This is a genomic window from Methylophaga sp. OBS3, from assembly GCF_026319325.1.
Taxonomy (GTDB): Bacteria; Pseudomonadota; Gammaproteobacteria; order Nitrosococcales; family Methylophagaceae; genus Methylophaga.
This window is the reverse complement of the sequence record NZ_JAPDMU010000001.1, coordinates 135,665-152,522: the sequence shown is the minus strand read 5'-3', so window position 1 is coordinate 152,522 and position 16,858 is coordinate 135,665. Positions and strand designations below refer to the sequence as shown.

Here is a 16,858-nt window from a genome sequence, read left to right as displayed (position 1 = left end):
GGGCAGCTCCTTGCTAATTTTTAAGCATTAAAGCAGCTAAATCTGCCCTTGCCTAGCAGATGCCTTTATTTTGCTATCGCGTCGGCAAGACCACTTTCACGTTGATGTTGGCGATGAATGGCTAACCGTAAAATTTGCTCGTCAGCCATTAACAATAGTTGCTGTCTGGCACGTGTCAGCGCGGTATAGACAAGTTCACGACTCATTAGGGCATTGTCTTGCTCAGGCAATAATAAGGCGACAGATTCAAACTCTGAGCCTTGGCTTTTATGAACCGTCATGGCAAATACCGTTTCGTGAACCGGTAAACGACTTAACGGCACCCAGCGTAACTCGCCAGCAAACATAAAACAGGCTTGTAACGATCCGTCAGGATGTCTTAGCACCACACCTGTATCACCATTAAATAAATTGAGTCGGTAATGATTTTGGGTAATCAGAATTGGTCTGCCATGATAAAACTGCTGGCCTGTTCGCCATCCTCGACGGGCAAGTAACGCTTGCATCAGATGGTTTACTGCTGCAACAGAATTTGGGCCATTTTTCATCGCGGCTAATAGGCGGAACTTCTCAAATGCTTCTAATACGGCGACCGCTGACTGATCAGCATCCACTGCAGAAATAAACTCTTGATAGCCGTTCATTAACGTCTGTTCAATTTGTGCCGTGTCAGCCGGTAGCAAAGTCCCGTTAGTTTGTTGTAATAACGTCATAGCGACTTCTGCCTGCCCGTCACGCACTGCAGCAGCTAACTGACCAATATGACTCTCTGCAGCAAAACGATAGCTGTGTTGTAACTTGACCAAACAATTCTCTAACGGTGATCCACCGGTCTCATCAGAAATGTTCAAATCAGCAGCTTGTTTCGCTAACTGCAAAAAGTTATTCGTAAAGCTTGGTGATTGCTGACACAAGCTCGCCAACACCGCACCTGATTCCACCGACGCCAATTGATCGGCATCTCCTAGCAAAATCAATCTTGCATGCACGGGTAACGCGTTTAACGTTAACGCCATCAAACTAATATCAATCATGGAGGCTTCATCGATGATTAACACGTCTAATGGCAGTGGATTGTCAGCATTAAAGCGACCATCAGGCTGACGCTGTGAAATCCCAAGTAGTCGATGCAAGGTCTTAGCGGTAATTATCTCAGATGTTTCACTGACTACTGTTGCTAACCTCGCAGCCGCTTTACCCGTTGGCGCAGCTAAGGCAATTCGCAGGTTTGGTGCAGATAGGTTTAATGCCTGTAAGAGTTTGAGTACCACTGTTGTTTTACCGGTACCGGGCCCACCAGAAATTACCGTTAACTGCTGAGTTAATGCTGATAACACTGCGACTTTTTGCCAATCAACACCTGGTACAGCTTGCTGCCATTCAGAAAAAAAACTTTTCAGAATGGTTTCATCGGGCGAATCAACCAAAGGTAATGCACGCTGACGAATTGCACTGGCAACATGTTGCTCGTCTTGCCAATAACGATTGAGATATAAACGGCCATCGTCGGTTAAGATTAATGGCTTAAACTCCGCAGGTTTGCCCACCACCTCAGTGTCTGCAAGTTGTTTTTGCCAAGTCGCCGCATCGGGTAGCTGTTGTAAAATTTCGCTAGGCCAAGGTTGCTCCGCCAACAAATTTAAACAGACATGGCCGTCACTAACTGACTCACTTAATAATCCAGCCGTCAGTACCAGCAGTGCGTCGTCACGGTTATTTTGTCGACTAATGTATTCGGCAAACTGACAAGCTAAGGTCGAAAAGCCTTGTTGTTTAAGTAAATTTAACGCGCTCACTCGCCACCTGCCATCAATTCATCTAAGGCCATTAATAACTCAGGCGTTAACGTATCGTAATAGACACCGGCTTGTTGCCACTCAGGCTGCATGCCACGTAAAAATAAATAATAAACACCACCAAAATGCAGCTCTGGATCGTAATCAGGCAACCGTAATTGCAGATGCCGATGCAGTGCCAGACTATAAATCAAATACTGTAATGGATAATGGTGACTGAGCATCGCTCGGCGTAGCCCATCTCCATGGTAATTAGCTTGAGCGTTGCCCAAGTGATTGGACTTGTAGTCAGCAATGTAAAAACGCCCCTCTTGCTCAAAGACAAGGTCAATAAAGCCCTTCATAAATCCATCGAGTCGAGCAAAATGGACATCGTGAGATAGCGACTGCCAGATACTATCCTTTGGTGTTTGTTTTAATAAGCGCTGTAAACCACCAGTACTTAAGCCTGCTACGGGAAAATAAAACGCCATTTCATCAACACGTTTCTGAGTGGTAATATCAGAAAGCTTTAATCCTGATACCGACAGAGGCGTATTTAAAACACTGAACAGCCAATCGCTAACCGTCGCTGTCCATGACTCATCCAGTCCAAACTGCGGTAATAAACGTTTAACCGTGTCGGAAATTTCGTCGGCACTATCTTGGAAACCTATATTTTCCAAGCATTTATGTAAAAAATTACCGGCCTGCTTGCCTCTGGCAAAACCAAAGCGATCAGCCTGTGAGACCACCGGCACTAAATTGTCGGAGACCGTATCACCATCATAATCAGGCTGTTCAGAGCTATGACCTCGGCTGAGTAAAGAAAAACTGCCAATACGCCACGTTTCACCAATCTGGCGGGTGAATTTTTGGCTGGCATAAACTGGTGACTGACTAATACCAGCCTGATAAATAACTGGCGGTTCTGGCTGATAATCAGTGATGCTAATCGTTGGATGTTGCTCTGCTAATCTCGTTAAATCAGTTCGCATCTCCTGACCACTCTGACCGTGAAGCAATCGATACAAAGCAGACTGGTCAACATCTTTCACATTCCCCCAGACAATCACACAGCGTTCACGAGCGCGAGTTAAGGCCACGTATAAAAGTCGTACTGCTTGTGCTTGCTCTTCCTCGATAGCTAACTGACGGGCAGTTTCTAATAACGGTTCGGTTAAGGCTAATGTCGGTTGGAAGTCAGCTTCAGGATCGTGAAACTCAACCAAGTCTTGTTTTGCCGCCGGAGTCTTACCTACCCAATTAAAAGGGCAAAACACAACTGGGTATTCAAGGCCTTTACTGGCGTGAATGGTCATGATTTTGACTAAATCAGCATCACTTTCCAGCCGTAATTGAGCAGCATCATTATCTTGCTCACTAGCTTCACGTTGTTGGGCTAACCATTGATTGACCGCTTCAATTCGGTGGTGCTGCCGTAATGACTCACTCTGAATCAACTCTGCCAAATGTAAAAAGTTGGTCAGTTGGCGTTCACCATCCGTTTGTTCAAGTATCCGTTGCAAAGTTTGGTTATGTTGCAGCAGGCTACGAAACATCGTCATAAACCCTGACTGCTGCCAACGTTGCTGTAAAACGATGAGTTGCTCCGACCAGGCATTAAAACTGACTTCGTCATGATTTACAGCAAACACGTCGCTGGCAGATAACCCAAATAACGGCCCGGCCAATACCGTTGATAAACGCTGTGGATGGTCGGGTAAGGCTAATGCCAAGATTAAGGTTTGGATCTGGGCAGCCTGTGGCGAATTAAAAACATTATCGCGTCCCTGTTGTACGCTATGAATGCCTCGAGCGCGGAGCGCAGCTTGAATCAAACCACCTTGTCGGTGGCTTGGCACCAACACTGCGATATCACCGCCCGTTAAGCTAGTTTCAGCACCACTTTTCGCATCAACAAGTTTCGCTTTATTTTGTGCTGACAGATTAAGTAGTTTGGTTATTTCATTTGCCGTGATTTCAACAGCCGTTGTATTCATATCACCTATATTGCGTGGCTTATCGCCTTCTCTCTCAACATAAATGATTTGCATGGCTGCACTGTCGCCATCAGCAACTTGTAATGCTGTCGTATCTTCACGTGCAGCATCAACAGCATAAAACGGAATTTGCTGATAAATAAACGGTGCATCATGCTGCATAAACAGCTGATTAACCGCGTCCACTAACTGCGGCTGTGAACGCCAGTTTTTACCTAAAGTGTGTTGATGAGTCGCGTCTTGTTTCGCTTCCAGATAAGTAAAAATATCGGCACCACGAAAGCTATAAATCGCTTGCTTAGGATCACCAACAAAAAATACCGGCAGACCGCTCTCGGAAAACAGTCGCCGAAAACTGTCATATTGAATCGGATCGGTATCCTGAAACTCATCAATCAAAGCGGTGCGATATTTATCTCGCAGCCGACCAATCAACCACTCCCCTTGTGGCCCTTCTAGTGCTTTGCCAAGGTTAATCAGTAAGTCATCGTATGACTGCACTTGCTGGCTGGCTTTCCGCTTTGGCAGCTCTTCACGAATAAAGGCTAATAAATGCATTCTTAACGCTTGCAACTGCAAAGCGCGAGTTTCAGCGATATCGTTGTAACTTTGGGCCAAAAGTTCAATTGCCGACCAGAAACGTAAAGCAGGAAGATTGATATTTTTGCGAAGCCCTTTTTCAAGTTTCTCTGGCAACAGTAGATTCAAACTTTCTGGCCACATTACGGGCACAGTTTCCCCAGCCAAAAACTCAGGTAAAAACTGCAACAATGCCGCGACTTTGTCTGGTTTATAACTCGTTTTACTCAAACCACCACTTTCTAGAAAAGTAGTGATCGCTTCAGACTCTTGCTGCCAACTTTGTTTGGCTGCCAAAAATGCCGCGTTTATTGCCGCCTTAGCAGCATCAATATCAGGCTCAGCAAGTGATTGAATTGCTAAGTAAGGTTTACCAACAAACCGTCTAATGGCAGCGAGCAAGCTTTCTGGGCTTTGTTTTTTAGCTAACAGATAAGCACTAAACTCACTATCTGCTGGCACAACATGTCGGCGCCAGAAGTCATCGGTGACAGCTTGTAACAGCAGACTATCGTCACCCATCAATTCCATTTCAAATGGGCTACCTGACTCAAAAGCAAAGTCTTTTAATACCTGCTGACAAAAACTATGGATGGTATAAATTGCCGCTTCATCAAAACTTTGAATCGCCAGATTTAATCGTTTTAATGCATCGCTATTTGCAATGGGATCTTTAAGACACTCAAGCCTTGCATCACTCAACTTTTGCCGTAAACGGTCTCGCAATTCCTGGGTTGCAGCGCGGGTGTAAGTGACGACCAAAATTTGGTCAACATTAAGCTGCTGCTCAAGGATTAGACGTAAATATAAACCCGCTAAAGTATAGGTCTTACCAGTACCGGCACTCGCTTCAATCAGGTTTACATCTTGAAGTGGAGTTTGTTCGAGATCGAAGGATTTCATAATTTATCCCCCGACATGGCATCCCAAATAGGTTGATAGAGCTGCAAGCTTAATTGTCTAAAAGCATCGTTGATCGGTGACTCAGTGAAAAACAACTGATGATAAGGATCGGCGTCTTCACCAGCAGTAAAGCCTGATGTCCATGCACTGTAGGCTTTGTCATCAGGATCTGACTTACCTTGATTTAGACTGGCCTGGGCATAAGCAAAACTAGTCTGCGGTAATAATGGCAATGGCTGATGTAAGCCCTGCCAATAAATATCCAGTAAATCTTTGAGGATCTCTTCGGCATCACTTAAAGGCGCCAAAATCAGCAATCCATTTTCTGTCAGTAATTGACTTTGGCAATTCACCCCAACCGGTTGTAAACAATTCAAAATAAGATGGCTACACCAGAGTCGCCACAAGTCACTTACTCGAAGTTTTCCCATTCGATACTGTAATAATCCCGATGCCGAAACACCTGATAACTGTCCCGTTACCGAGAATGGCGAGCTATCAATGTCAAAAGCAATCGGTGCTTTAGGCTGATTACTGGTGAGCGGTTTTAATTGCTCAGTGAACTCATCGACAACAACAAACTGCTGTTGCAGCAATAAGTCGGCAAACTCACCCTGAGGGAGAACACCACTTGCAGAAATAATTGGCTGGATTTGTTCGGTTGATAATTCGTCTAAACGTCCCGCGAGCAATTGCTGTTTAACTTGCCAGGCATCAAGACCATTTAAACTAAAAGGCTCACGGCTATCTAATGTCGCAGGCATTGACTCAAATGCCATGCCTAAACGTTGCTCCGCAAGATATTTTGCCGGATGACTGAAAAACTGAATCAGTTGCGACAAGCTGACAAATCGCCAGCTGTCATTAGCCTCTGGCAGGTTATCAACAAACCATTTATGTGCGGATTGTCCTGCTTCGATTGGCGGACAAGCCGCTTCATTAAAGCTAAACAGTTTCGCGTGTTTACCATCAAAATAATCAGGGCTAAAAGCCTGTAATGGATGTGATGTTAATAGCGACTGCCAGACAGGTTGGCCACTTTCATCAACAAACCGCTGCTCAACTACATCACGTAAATCACTGACCAATACCGAAGGTGGGATCACGCTATTATCGTGAATACTGGCACCGACATAACTAATGTAGAGATGTTTTTCAGCGGAAAGCAGTGCTTCTAAAAATAGGTAACGATCATCATCGCGTCTGGATCGATCTCCCGCACGATAATCAGATGACAATAAATCAAATCCCGGCTTAGGCTGGCGTCTGGGGAAACAACTGTCATTCATGCCAACCATACAAACCACATCAAATGGAATACTTCGCATTGGCACCATGTCACAGAATGTTACGCCTCGCCCCATAAAGCGGTGTTCGGCAGTAGGCAGCACAATATGCAGTTTTAACCACTCACGAACGACATCAATCCCAATGGTTTCATCAAACTTGCCGATATTTGCCGAGTCAGCGAGCTGCTGAAGTGCTGTCAAAATGGCTTCAAGCTGTAATTGTTCGGCTTCATCGTCCACCAATAACATCGACTCTTGCCACTTTAATAAACACTGCTGCCAATCAGCCGGACTACGAGGTCGTTTAAAATCATCACGCATGGTGGCCAATTGCTCAATAAACAGCGTAAGTTGCGCCACTATTTTTGCTCGTTCGCCGCTAATACCACCTAACGGTAATTGGCCATTAAATAATTGCCAGTTATCGTCTTGGTTAGATGGCATTGCATAACCAAGTAACAATCGGTCGAGACCATTACGCCATGTATTATCAGCAGAGCTTGGTAAATCTAATGCGGCTTTATCTTCAGCTGAAAAACCCCAGCGGGTATAGGTTTTCAGTAACCACTCTCTAATCCATTCCAGTGCCTGACTAGAAATGAAAAAGCGTCTTTGTACTGCCGCACACTCCAATAGAGCCATGATGCTTTCAACATCAAAGCGTGATTGGGGTAATCGTAAAAAACTATCAAATGCGGTGATAACCGATTGCTGCTGGGCATCACCACGGTTGGCAATCGAAAATGGGATATAGCGTTCATCAGGTTGACTGCCAAAAACCGCTTCAATCGCAGGAGAATAGCCTTCAATATCCGGCGTCATCACCAATACATCGGTCGGTGATAACTCGGGGTGTTGCTGAAATAACTGCAATAACTGATCGTGCAGGACTTCTGCTTCACGCAGTGGACTATGACAAGCATGGATCTGTAACGAATCATCATCAGATGTCACAGTGATTTGACTGCCATCAGTCGCGAGTTCGTAGATATCTGATTGTAATTGGCTTAATAAATTGGTTGGTTCAGGCGGCACAAATAGATTTTCTGCCTCATGCCGCTTGTCTTGGAGCTGAGCAAAAAAGGTTTGGCCTAATCGACCGAGGCTTGCCAGTAATGGATGACCTTCTACTTCAGGCGTATTTTCTTCCGACAATAACAGTTGCCTAGTTTGTTGCTTACGTGATGTCAGATCTGCCCAATAATGTTCGCTAGGTGATAACAGATAAATATCAACGTCGGTAAAATCGGCAATCGCCGCTAACAAGTCCAGATATACCGGTGGCAAAGCCGTCAGACCAAATATCGAAATCCGTGGTGGTAAGATTTCAACCGGAAAGCTGCCGTCATCAAACGCCGTTTGCATTCGTTTCAACAAAGAAGCACGGTGTAATGGCTCGGCATCATGCTGCGTCAACAGCTGCCATAACGCTGCTTGCCAGTTCGGTTTTTCACCGCCTTCCCATTTTGCGATCCAGTCCGGTCGATACATTAAATACTGATCAAAACTATCAGCGATACGCTGGGAGAGATCGTAAGCTTTACAAGGATCGGTTTGATTACCCAAATAACGCTGGATAGGTGCAAATTCAGCGGTTTGGCTGATGGTTGGAATTTGCTTGAAGATTTGCCAAGCCATCGCATCCGTTGCGTAAGGTGACTCACGAGGCACATCTGACCAGACTTTACGGAATAACTTCCATAACCAAGCAGATGGAAAGGGAAAATCGATATGCGCGGCAACAGAGTGGTGCGCTGCCAGCCAAAGATTTAACCAACGTGCTAACTCATTACTCTGCACCATAATGGTTTCTGGCTGCATTGGTGGCAAAGGTTGTTGCAGCTGTTTTTCTGCAAGTCGCGCCGCCAGTTGTTGCATGCGATTGCTGTATATCACGCTCAGCATTCACTTATCCCTTGCCACAAAATTTCCATTATCAAGCATGTTTATCGATTCGGCCAATGCTTGTCTGATTACCTCAGTAAAAATGAAATATCCCTACTCAGGTTTTACTTTCAACATATTGTGCTAACAAAAAAAATGGGCCACTAGGGCCCATTTCTTTGACATTTCGCTGTGCGGAATTACCAACGCATCATGCGACGGACAATACCATCGTTGCGGAATGAGTGGTAAATCGCACCACTGACATGCGCCGCAATAAAGGCTAACAATGCCCAAGCAAAATACGTGTGTAACTCACCCCAGTATTCGTTGAGTTCTTCATTAGGCTCAGCGATACGTGGGAAATCAAACAACCACCAGAATGAGGTATCCCAACGTGTATGAGCTGATGATAAATACCCCGTCACACAGACGGCCAAAATCAGCAGATAGATACCAACATGCGCCACAACAGCCATATTGTGCATCCATGGCTTCATATCACTTTGCGCTGGTGGCGCAGGGCGATGTCTTAGTCGCATATAAAGTAGTACTAGCAACAGAATAACTGCTGTCAGACCTACGTTTTTATGCAACTGGAATGGAAATGCCCGAAATTGCAGTTCAGGTGATGGTAATGGCAAGCCCATCATCCACCAGCTAGATAAGAATAAGAAAAAAATCGACACGGCCAATAGCCAGTGCATGATTACGGATGTTCGGTTAAAACCTTCTCTTTGCATGTTAATCGTCCCGTATTTGTGAATATTATTAGAATTGGGTGAGCCTAGCTCAAACCCGCTCAGCTTCAGTGTGACGACCGGCAACGGCGCCTACCAATAACATTGAGTGGATGATTAACCACAACAAAATGCTCCATAGGTAGTAGTCACGTAATACTGGACCGGTATTAACAACAACAGCAAACTGCAACAGATCAACCAAGGCCAGTCCGGCAAATACGGCAACGGCAGCCGCTGAAGACCATGATGTGTAGTTCACTAAAGCACCACCGATAATGACTGACAAAAAGGCCAAAATCGTACCAATCATTGCCAATGTCATCATTGCACCCGGAAACCAGTCAGGCATTGACAGTGCAAAGCCACCAACATGATCAACCAGATACTCACACTCAGCGAGTGAGATCCCCTCTTCTTCTAATTCTTCTAACGGACAATCCGCCTCTGGCATCACACCTGACTCAGGCATGTTTGAAACAATCACTGATTGCTTCATCCACTCTGTACCATGCATTGCTGTCAGAAACACACCAAGCATAATCGCCACGACGCCAAGAATACTGGCCCACTGTGGCAGCTTCGATTTTTTATCAACCATATAACACCTGTCCTAGTTGTTATTATTAAAAATACCTCTCTCTCATGAGGCTACGTGCTGCTTCAATCTGCAGCGTGAAGCTTAACTCAAGCTGAATGCCTAGGTGAAGATTGTTTGCCCGCTATTCATAGGGAAAAACACCTAATCAGCGCCAGTAAAAGCTTACAAGCTAAGGACAAAGGAACAATGAGTTTGTTCTCGATTAGGAATAATTCCTAACCAAAATAGGGATATTCCTGACAGTTTTTACCAAAGCTGGTTAATGTCAGCCATGGTGGTGGTTACAGGTAGCGCTAGGGAGGTTTTCCCCATCAAGGAACTAAACCGCGTTTGCGAAAAATATTCGTGATTTGGCAAATAAAAAAGCCGCTTAACAGATCTGTTAAACGGCTATTTTTGATTGAAACGTATCTCAAGATTTAGTGCAGTGTTTTTGAATCACTTTGAATGGTCATCGGGTCATTAAACAGACCAGCCACATCGACCGGATCAAATTGATAATGGGTGTTACAAAACTCACAGGCCAACTCTACAAAACCGCGTTCTTCAATAATTTCCTCGGCTTCTTGCTGACCTAACAATTTGATTGTGTCGGCCACACGCTGACGGGAGCAGGTGCAGGCAAACTCTAGAACCGTCGTCGACATCAGCCGCACAGTTTCTTCATTAAACAGCCGGTGTAATAAATTCACGGCATCTAAATCCAACAACTCTTCAGACGTGATGGTTGCTGCCAAATGGTTTAAACGCTGCCAGTCTTCATCGTGTTTAGCTGGATCTTGTTCCGGTAACTGTTGCAACATCAAACCGCCAACGGTTTCCTCATTGGTACGCAGCCAAATACGGGTATTTAATTGTTCAGACTGAGCAAAGTAAGTTTCTAATGCTTCGGCAATAGACTCACCATGGATACTGACAACACCTTGATACGGTTGTTTGGCACCGGCATTTTCAATCGTCAGTACCAATGTGCCATCCGCCAGCAATGACTGCATTGAAGCATCGTCAGCAATATCACCGGTCCAGTTAGCTAAACCACGTAAGGTATGTTCGCTGGTGCATTCCACCATCAATAAAGAAACCGGACCTTGGCTACGACATTGCAAAACCAAACGACCATCCATTTTGACGGTTTCAGCCAATAACGCTGCTGCGCCTAACATTTCACCCAACAACTTCGCTACCGCAGGTGGGTAGTCACGTTGCGCTTTGACGGTTTGCCATGTTTCTTTTAACTGTAACCATTCACCGCGCACAGCAGCACTATCAAATAAAAAACGTTGAAGATGGTCAGCCTGTTGGGCGTCGTCTTGCATGGTAAATCCTTAGCAGTTGGCAATTCACTAGGCAGAAAAAATGCCGGTGTGATTAACCGGCATTTTAACGTATTTCACAATTATCGTCTGAGGGCTAATCACTTAACCCTCAGATTTTGGCGTTTAGGCCTGTTGCAATAACATTGCGTTTAACTTTTTAACAAAACTCGCTGGGTCATCTAACTGACCACCTTCAGCCAGTAGCGCTTGGTCAAACAAGATAGATGTCCAATCTGCAAATTTATCTTCGCTAGACTCATCTTTCAGTTTCGCGACCATTGGATGCTCTGGGTTGAGCTCCAAGATTGGCTTACTAGTTTGCACTTGTTGACCGGCAGCTTTAAGCATACGCTCCAAGTTACCGCTCATATCGTAGTTATCAGCAACCAAACAAGCTGGTGAATCAGTGAGTCGATGCGTGATACGAACATCTTTGACTTTGTCATCGAGTGACTTTTTCACTTTCTCGATTAAATCTTCAAAGTTCTTTTCTACTTCTTCGTGTGCTTTTTTCTCTGACTCGTCTTCAAGCTCACCTAAATCTAAGTCACCCTTAGCAACCGATTGCAGATGTTTGCCATCAAAATCTGTCAGTGAATTGACCAACCATTCATCAACACGATCTGTCAGCAATAACACTTCGATGCCTTTCTTACGGAAGACTTCAAGGTGTGGGCTGTTTTTAGCCGCGGCATAACTTTCAGCAGTGATGTAATAAATCTTGTCCTGCTTTTCTTTCATTCGGCCGACATAGTCTGCCAATGAAACCGTCTGATCTTGGCTACCAGATTCTGTTGTGGCAAAACGCAGCAGTTTGGCTAAAGCATCTTTGTTAGCAAAGTCTTCACCTGGGCCTTCTTTAATGACCTGACCAAACTCATTCCAGAACTTGGTGTATTGCTCTGGCTCATTTTCAGCCATCTTATTCAGTTCGCTGAGCACTTTTTTGACTGATGCCGCGCGAATCGTATCGATGGTTTTGCTGCCTTGGAGAATTTCACGCGATACGTTCAATGGCAGATCGTTAGTATCAATCACACCACGAATAAAACGAAGATAACGCGGCATCAACTGTTCACTGTCTTCCATGATGAAAACACGTTTTACGTACAGTTTGATGCCGTGCATGCGGTCACGATCCCACAGATCGAACGGTGCACGTGAGGGAATATAAAGCAGCGAGGTGTATTCGATATTGCCTTCGACTTTGTTATGCGTCCACGTCAATGGATCTTCAAAGTCATGCGCGACTTGCTTATAAAACTCTTGGTATTGCTCGTCACTGATGTCATTTTTAGACAACGTCCACAATGCGGTCGCTTTGTTAACGGTTTCAAACTCAATGACGCTGTCATCCACATTGCCGTCTTCGTCTGGCGTTACTTCTTTACGCATCACGATTGGTAAATTGATGTGATCCGAGTATTTACTGATGATGTTACGCAGACGCCAGCCGTTTAAGAATTCATCTTCACCTTCACGCAGATGCAGCGTAATTTCAGTACCACGAGCTGGCATATCAATGTTTTCGATTGAGAATTCGCCTTCACCTGCCGACTCCCAAACCACACCGTGTTCTGCAGTAAGGCCAGCACGGCGCGTTTTTAACGTGACTTTGTCGGCAACAATAAACGCAGAATAGAAACCCACACCAAACTGACCAATTAGTTGTGAGTCTTTGGCTTCGTCACCAGTTAACTTACCAAAAAAGGCTTTGGTACCGCTGCGGGCAATCGTACCGATATTGTCGATTACTTCCTGACGCGTCATACCAATACCGTTATCGGTAATCGTGATAGTGCGGGCATCCTTGTCAAAGTCGACACGAATTTGTAGCTCAGCATCACCCTCATACAAAGCATCATCAGATAATGCTTCAAAACGCAGCTTGTCGGCAGCATCCGCTGCATTAGAAACTAACTCTCTGAGGAAGATTTCTTTATTGCTGTACAGCGAGTGAATCATCAGGTTAAGCAGTTGCTTAACTTCAGTCTGAAACCCCATTGTTTCTTTATGTGCATCAACGCCCATTGGTCTGTTCTCCATTAGGAAGTTTTAAACGATGCATCTGAGATGGGGCTAGCCGATAAAAATTCAAGCAAAAAATTTGTTCAATGCCGATTTTCAGTGCTGTGTCACTAACCCATGTTAAATCAGGGTCTTAACAATTCTTGCTAAACTCAGCCCGAACTTCAAGCAATGAATCATGTCATTAACGAAGAATTTTGATGGTAAAACCAATTCAACTCAATGAGGAGGAAAACACCATGCGTTTGACAATGTTAGGTTGTTTAATGGCAGTAAGTTTATCGGTGAGTGCTAATCAACAAGCCCCCACCGAAATCCCTAAAGCCGACAATCAGCCGGTTTTAGGCCATGAAGAAAATGCAGCACTATTTCCGGGCAATATTCAAATCCCAGCCCGTATTGATACTGGGGCAACCACTAACTCGATGTATGGTGTAGATGCCAAAGTTATCGAAAAAAATGGCAAAGAATATGTGAGATTTAATTTCATTGATCACAATGATGTGGCACATGAAATGACCAGACCACTCGTTGAAAGAACAGTCGTCAAACAAGCCAGTGGCTCTCAAGAACGTTATGTCGTTGAAATGGGACTGTGTGTTGGTGACTACTTCAAGAAAACCAACTTTACGCTGGCTGATCGTAGTCGCATGACTTTTCCTATCCTAGTTGGTCGTAACTATTTAGACGAATCGTTATTAGTGAGTTCTGCTGATAAAAACACAGTAGAGCCGAATTGCGACGTCGATTTGGCGGCCAACGAATACTAGTTATCAGTATTCAACATCCTGTCGTGGCAGTTGATGACAATATGGTCACAGCTGCCACTTCACTAAATGTCATATAAAGGGGCATCTCAAAGTGCTAGTGTATAGCTTTAACGCCTCACTAAATGAATATGGCAAATAATCAGTTACGTATACTGACATATAACCTGCATAAGGGTTTTAACGCGGGTAACAGGCAATTTATATTGCATGAAATGCGTGATGCCTTAGCGCAGACTGATGCCGATATTATGCTTTTGCAAGAAATCCAAGGCGAGCATCACACCCACCAAAAAAAACATGTCCGCTGGCCGGATTGTCCCCACTGTGAGTTTATTGCTAGGGATACTTGGCCGCACTTTGCTTATGCCAAAAATGCCGTCTATAGCGTTGGACACCACGGCAACGCAATACTGAGTAAATTCCCACTTATGCGTTGGGAAAATATCAATATCTCACCTTATAGCTGGGCGAGTCGCAGTATTTTGCACGGCGTGATTCACCTTCCTGGTACCACTGAGGAATTACATATTATTTGTATTCATTTAGGTCTTACGGGTGGAGAGCGTAAAAAACAATTTGTGCAGCTGTGTGATCGTATTGATGAATATGTGCCACACAACGCCCCATTGATTGTGGCTGGTGACTTTAATGATTGGGGGGTTCAGGCAGAAAAGCATCTCTACCAACATCTAAATTTAAAAGAAGCCTACCGCACATTACACAATAAACATGCGCGCACATGGCCAGCTTGGTTACCGTTACTCAAGATGGATAGGATTTATTTTCGCGGTCTTGAGCCTGTGTTGTGTGAGCGTCCGCCACGTTCTGCTTGGCAAAATTTGTCAGACCATGCGCCACTCATTGCAGCGTTCAATTTTTAATTACAAACCAATTATGTCTACTGGATCAATTTTTCGGTCATTGTCGTTTGCGAGAGGTTTAAACAGACGGGCATACTCGGAAATCATTTCATTACGCTAGGGAGATATTCATGACAATTGCACTAACACCACTTTTATCGCTGATCGCCGGTATTCTGATTTTGATCGTGCCACGACTTTTGAATTACATCGTTGCTATCTATCTCATCATCATCGGTGTTGTGGGTATTTTTGGCGGTAATTTGAATATCACCCCATAAGATAAAAGTCGTCCGGTGCTGTGCTGCACCGGGCGATTACTTTTACCGCTCTCGATCGATGATTTCTCCTTCGATCACATTATCGTCATTTCTCGCCGTATAGCCCTGATTTGATTGTTGTTGGCGACGCATTGCACGTCGTGCCCGAAAAATCATCAATGGCAATAAAATCCAACTCAACAATAATAAAAACAACAATGCAAACAGGCTAAATACCATCATCACGCCAAGCATCAACCAAACAAAGATTCGTTTTAGCCAGCTCTCTGTCTGACTCTGACGAAGTTGTGCTTGTAGTGCAGCCCACTGTTGTCGAAAAAATGCTGAACTCACGCTTTACTCCTGCATGCTGGCGCCATCACGCCCTAAAAAATCACCGGATACAATTTGTGGCAAGCCACGAATATCCCAATTGTATAGATACACCCAAGCAACTATCTGCCTGCCATCAGCCAGACTCACAGGACGTAATTCACGACGGTATTCATGTGGCTGAGGAAATTTTTCTGAGCATTCTTCATAGTCATCAAGCGTACTAAATAATGCTTGTTGTCGGCGAATGCGATACAACTCCCCCACGACATTATCCGCAAAATCGACGGAATCCACCGCTCCGGGATAACCATCTAACAAATACAAACGGCCACGCATACTGGCTTCACCAATAAACTCAGTATCCTGATGTAATTGCATATCCTGAATTAAATAATGCCTTAACGTACCGTATATAAATAAATAATCTGACATATTGAAGCTGGGCAATCCTAGTCCGTCTTGTTACATTTTGTCTGGTTCTGCTGCATGACGTAATCACTATTGATGGCAGCCGTTCCGGAAACTGATGATTACAGGCAAACATGAAGCAAACCTTAAAATCAGACTTATATATTGGCCGATTTGCACCGTCGCCAACAGGGCCACTTCACTTTGGTTCACTGTTAACGGCAACAGCTAGTTATCTTGATGCTAAAGCCCATCAAGGTATTTGGTTAGTTCGAATGGAAGACCTTGATAAACCGCGCGAAGTTCAAGGTGCTGCTGATGATATTTTAAGAACACTTAATGCTTTTGGATTGGCATGGGATCGTGAAGTTATCTATCAAAGTCAGCATTTATCCCGTTACCAAGCCATTTTAGACGAACTTTGTCAGCAATGCTTAGTGTATCCATGTGGCTGTAGCCGTAAAGAAATTGCTGACATTGCTAAGACGGGTCATGAAGGCCTAATTTATCCGGGCACCTGTCGAAATGGATTAGCGGGAAAATCTGCTAGAGCTTGGCGATGTCACGTACCCAATCAAACAATCACCATTGAAGATCGTATTCAACAAACCATAAGTCAAAATCTTGAGAGGGAGGTGGGTGACTTTGTCTTACGACGGGCAGACGGTATTTTTGCTTATCAATTAGCAGTGGTCATTGATGACGCATGGCAAAACATTACCGATATTGTTCGAGGTGTAGATTTGTTGCTTTCAACGCCCCGGCAAGTTTTGTTACAACAACTGCTAGGCTATTCACAGCCACGTTATGCCCATTTACCGGTTATTACTGATCAGCAAGGTCAAAAACTCAGTAAACAAAATCGTGCTGAACCTATCCGCGCTGAAGACAAAGGTAAGGTCATTTGCCAAGTCTTGACGTTATTGGGAATGCAGACACCTGATGATCTTTACAGCGCCTCGTTACCCGACATATGGCAGTGGGCAATTGATAATTGGTCAATCAACCAAATCCCCAAAAAGCAAACGCTGCCAGTGACGCTTATCACTGAATAACATTAGCTGTGTCATCAAGCTTACACTTAATCCGATATATTGAAAATCTGA

General features: G+C 44.5%; 13 protein-coding genes. 4 read left to right on the top strand and 9 right to left on the bottom strand.

Annotation, left to right across the window (positions count from 1 at the left end; translation table 11 throughout):
• Positions 1–65: 65 nt before the first annotated feature.
• From recD to htpG, 7 genes are all read right to left on the bottom strand, one after another.
• Positions 66–1,796, bottom strand: coding sequence for an exodeoxyribonuclease V subunit alpha (gene recD, locus OMP94_RS00770; protein WP_266274910.1), 1,731 nt, complete (start codon positions 1,794–1,796; stop codon positions 66–68).
• Positions 1,793–5,260: an exodeoxyribonuclease V subunit beta gene (gene recB, locus OMP94_RS00765; protein ID WP_266274908.1), complete on the bottom strand. Its 3,468-nt coding sequence runs from the start codon at positions 5,258–5,260 to the stop codon at positions 1,793–1,795. The genes recD and recB overlap by 4 nt, the downstream gene beginning before the upstream one ends.
• Positions 5,257–8,454: an exodeoxyribonuclease V subunit gamma gene (gene recC, locus OMP94_RS00760; protein WP_266274906.1), complete on the bottom strand. Its 3,198-nt coding sequence runs from the start codon at positions 8,452–8,454 to the stop codon at positions 5,257–5,259. The genes recB and recC overlap by 4 nt, the downstream gene beginning before the upstream one ends.
• A 179-nt stretch (positions 8,455–8,633) precedes the next feature.
• On the bottom strand, positions 8,634–9,176 hold the full coding sequence (locus OMP94_RS00755) for a cytochrome b (protein WP_266274904.1): 543 nt from the start codon (positions 9,174–9,176) through the stop codon (positions 8,634–8,636).
• Between the two features lie 49 nt (positions 9,177–9,225).
• Positions 9,226–9,774 carry a hypothetical protein gene (locus OMP94_RS00750; RefSeq protein ID WP_266274902.1) on the bottom strand — a complete coding sequence of 183 codons (549 nt, stop codon included), beginning with the start codon at positions 9,772–9,774 and terminating at the stop codon, positions 9,226–9,228.
• Between the two features lie 419 nt (positions 9,775–10,193).
• Complete coding sequence (hslO, locus tag OMP94_RS00745; protein ID WP_266274900.1) at positions 10,194–11,090, bottom strand: Hsp33 family molecular chaperone HslO; 897 nt, start codon at positions 11,088–11,090, stop codon at positions 10,194–10,196.
• 123 nt (positions 11,091–11,213) lie between these two features.
• The gene (htpG, locus tag OMP94_RS00740) at positions 11,214–13,121 is read right to left on the bottom strand and encodes a molecular chaperone HtpG (RefSeq protein ID WP_266276427.1); all 1,908 of its coding nucleotides are present in this window, start codon (positions 13,119–13,121) and stop codon (positions 11,214–11,216) included.
• Between the two features lie 236 nt (positions 13,122–13,357).
• Here htpG and OMP94_RS00735 point away from each other — a divergent pair, with 236 nt between their 5' ends.
• The 3 genes from OMP94_RS00735 to OMP94_RS00725 all read left to right on the top strand — a co-directional run bounded on the left by OMP94_RS00735 (position 13,358) and on the right by OMP94_RS00725 (position 15,029).
• Positions 13,358–13,888, top strand: a complete 531-nt coding sequence (locus OMP94_RS00735; protein ID WP_266274898.1) for an ATP-dependent zinc protease — start codon at positions 13,358–13,360, stop codon at positions 13,886–13,888.
• Positions 13,889–14,010: 122 nt separating this feature from the next.
• Positions 14,011–14,769 carry an endonuclease/exonuclease/phosphatase family protein gene (locus OMP94_RS00730; RefSeq protein WP_323135046.1) on the top strand — a complete coding sequence of 253 codons (759 nt, stop codon included), beginning with the start codon at positions 14,011–14,013 and terminating at the stop codon, positions 14,767–14,769.
• Positions 14,770–14,879: 110 nt separating this feature from the next.
• Positions 14,880–15,029: a DUF3096 domain-containing protein gene (locus tag OMP94_RS00725; protein ID WP_266274894.1), complete on the top strand. Its 150-nt coding sequence runs from the start codon at positions 14,880–14,882 to the stop codon at positions 15,027–15,029.
• Positions 15,030–15,071: 42 nt separating this feature from the next.
• On the opposite strand, the gene OMP94_RS00720 is transcribed toward OMP94_RS00725, so the two are convergent.
• Together OMP94_RS00720 and OMP94_RS00715 are read right to left on the bottom strand one after the other, a co-directional pair.
• Positions 15,072–15,362 (bottom strand): hypothetical protein, encoded by a 291-nt coding sequence (locus tag OMP94_RS00720; protein WP_266274892.1) that lies wholly within the window; start codon positions 15,360–15,362, stop codon positions 15,072–15,074.
• A gap of 3 nt (positions 15,363–15,365) precedes the next feature.
• Entirely contained in the window at positions 15,366–15,776 is a 411-nt protein-coding gene (locus tag OMP94_RS00715; RefSeq protein WP_266274890.1) for a gamma-glutamylcyclotransferase family protein, read from the bottom strand.
• A 110-nt stretch (positions 15,777–15,886) separates the two neighbouring features.
• On the opposite strand from OMP94_RS00715, the gene gluQRS reads away from it, so the two are divergent.
• Positions 15,887–16,807 carry a tRNA glutamyl-Q(34) synthetase GluQRS gene (gene gluQRS / locus OMP94_RS00710; protein WP_266274888.1) on the top strand — a complete coding sequence of 307 codons (921 nt, stop codon included), beginning with the start codon at positions 15,887–15,889 and terminating at the stop codon, positions 16,805–16,807.
• Positions 16,808–16,858: the final 51 nt, after the last annotated feature.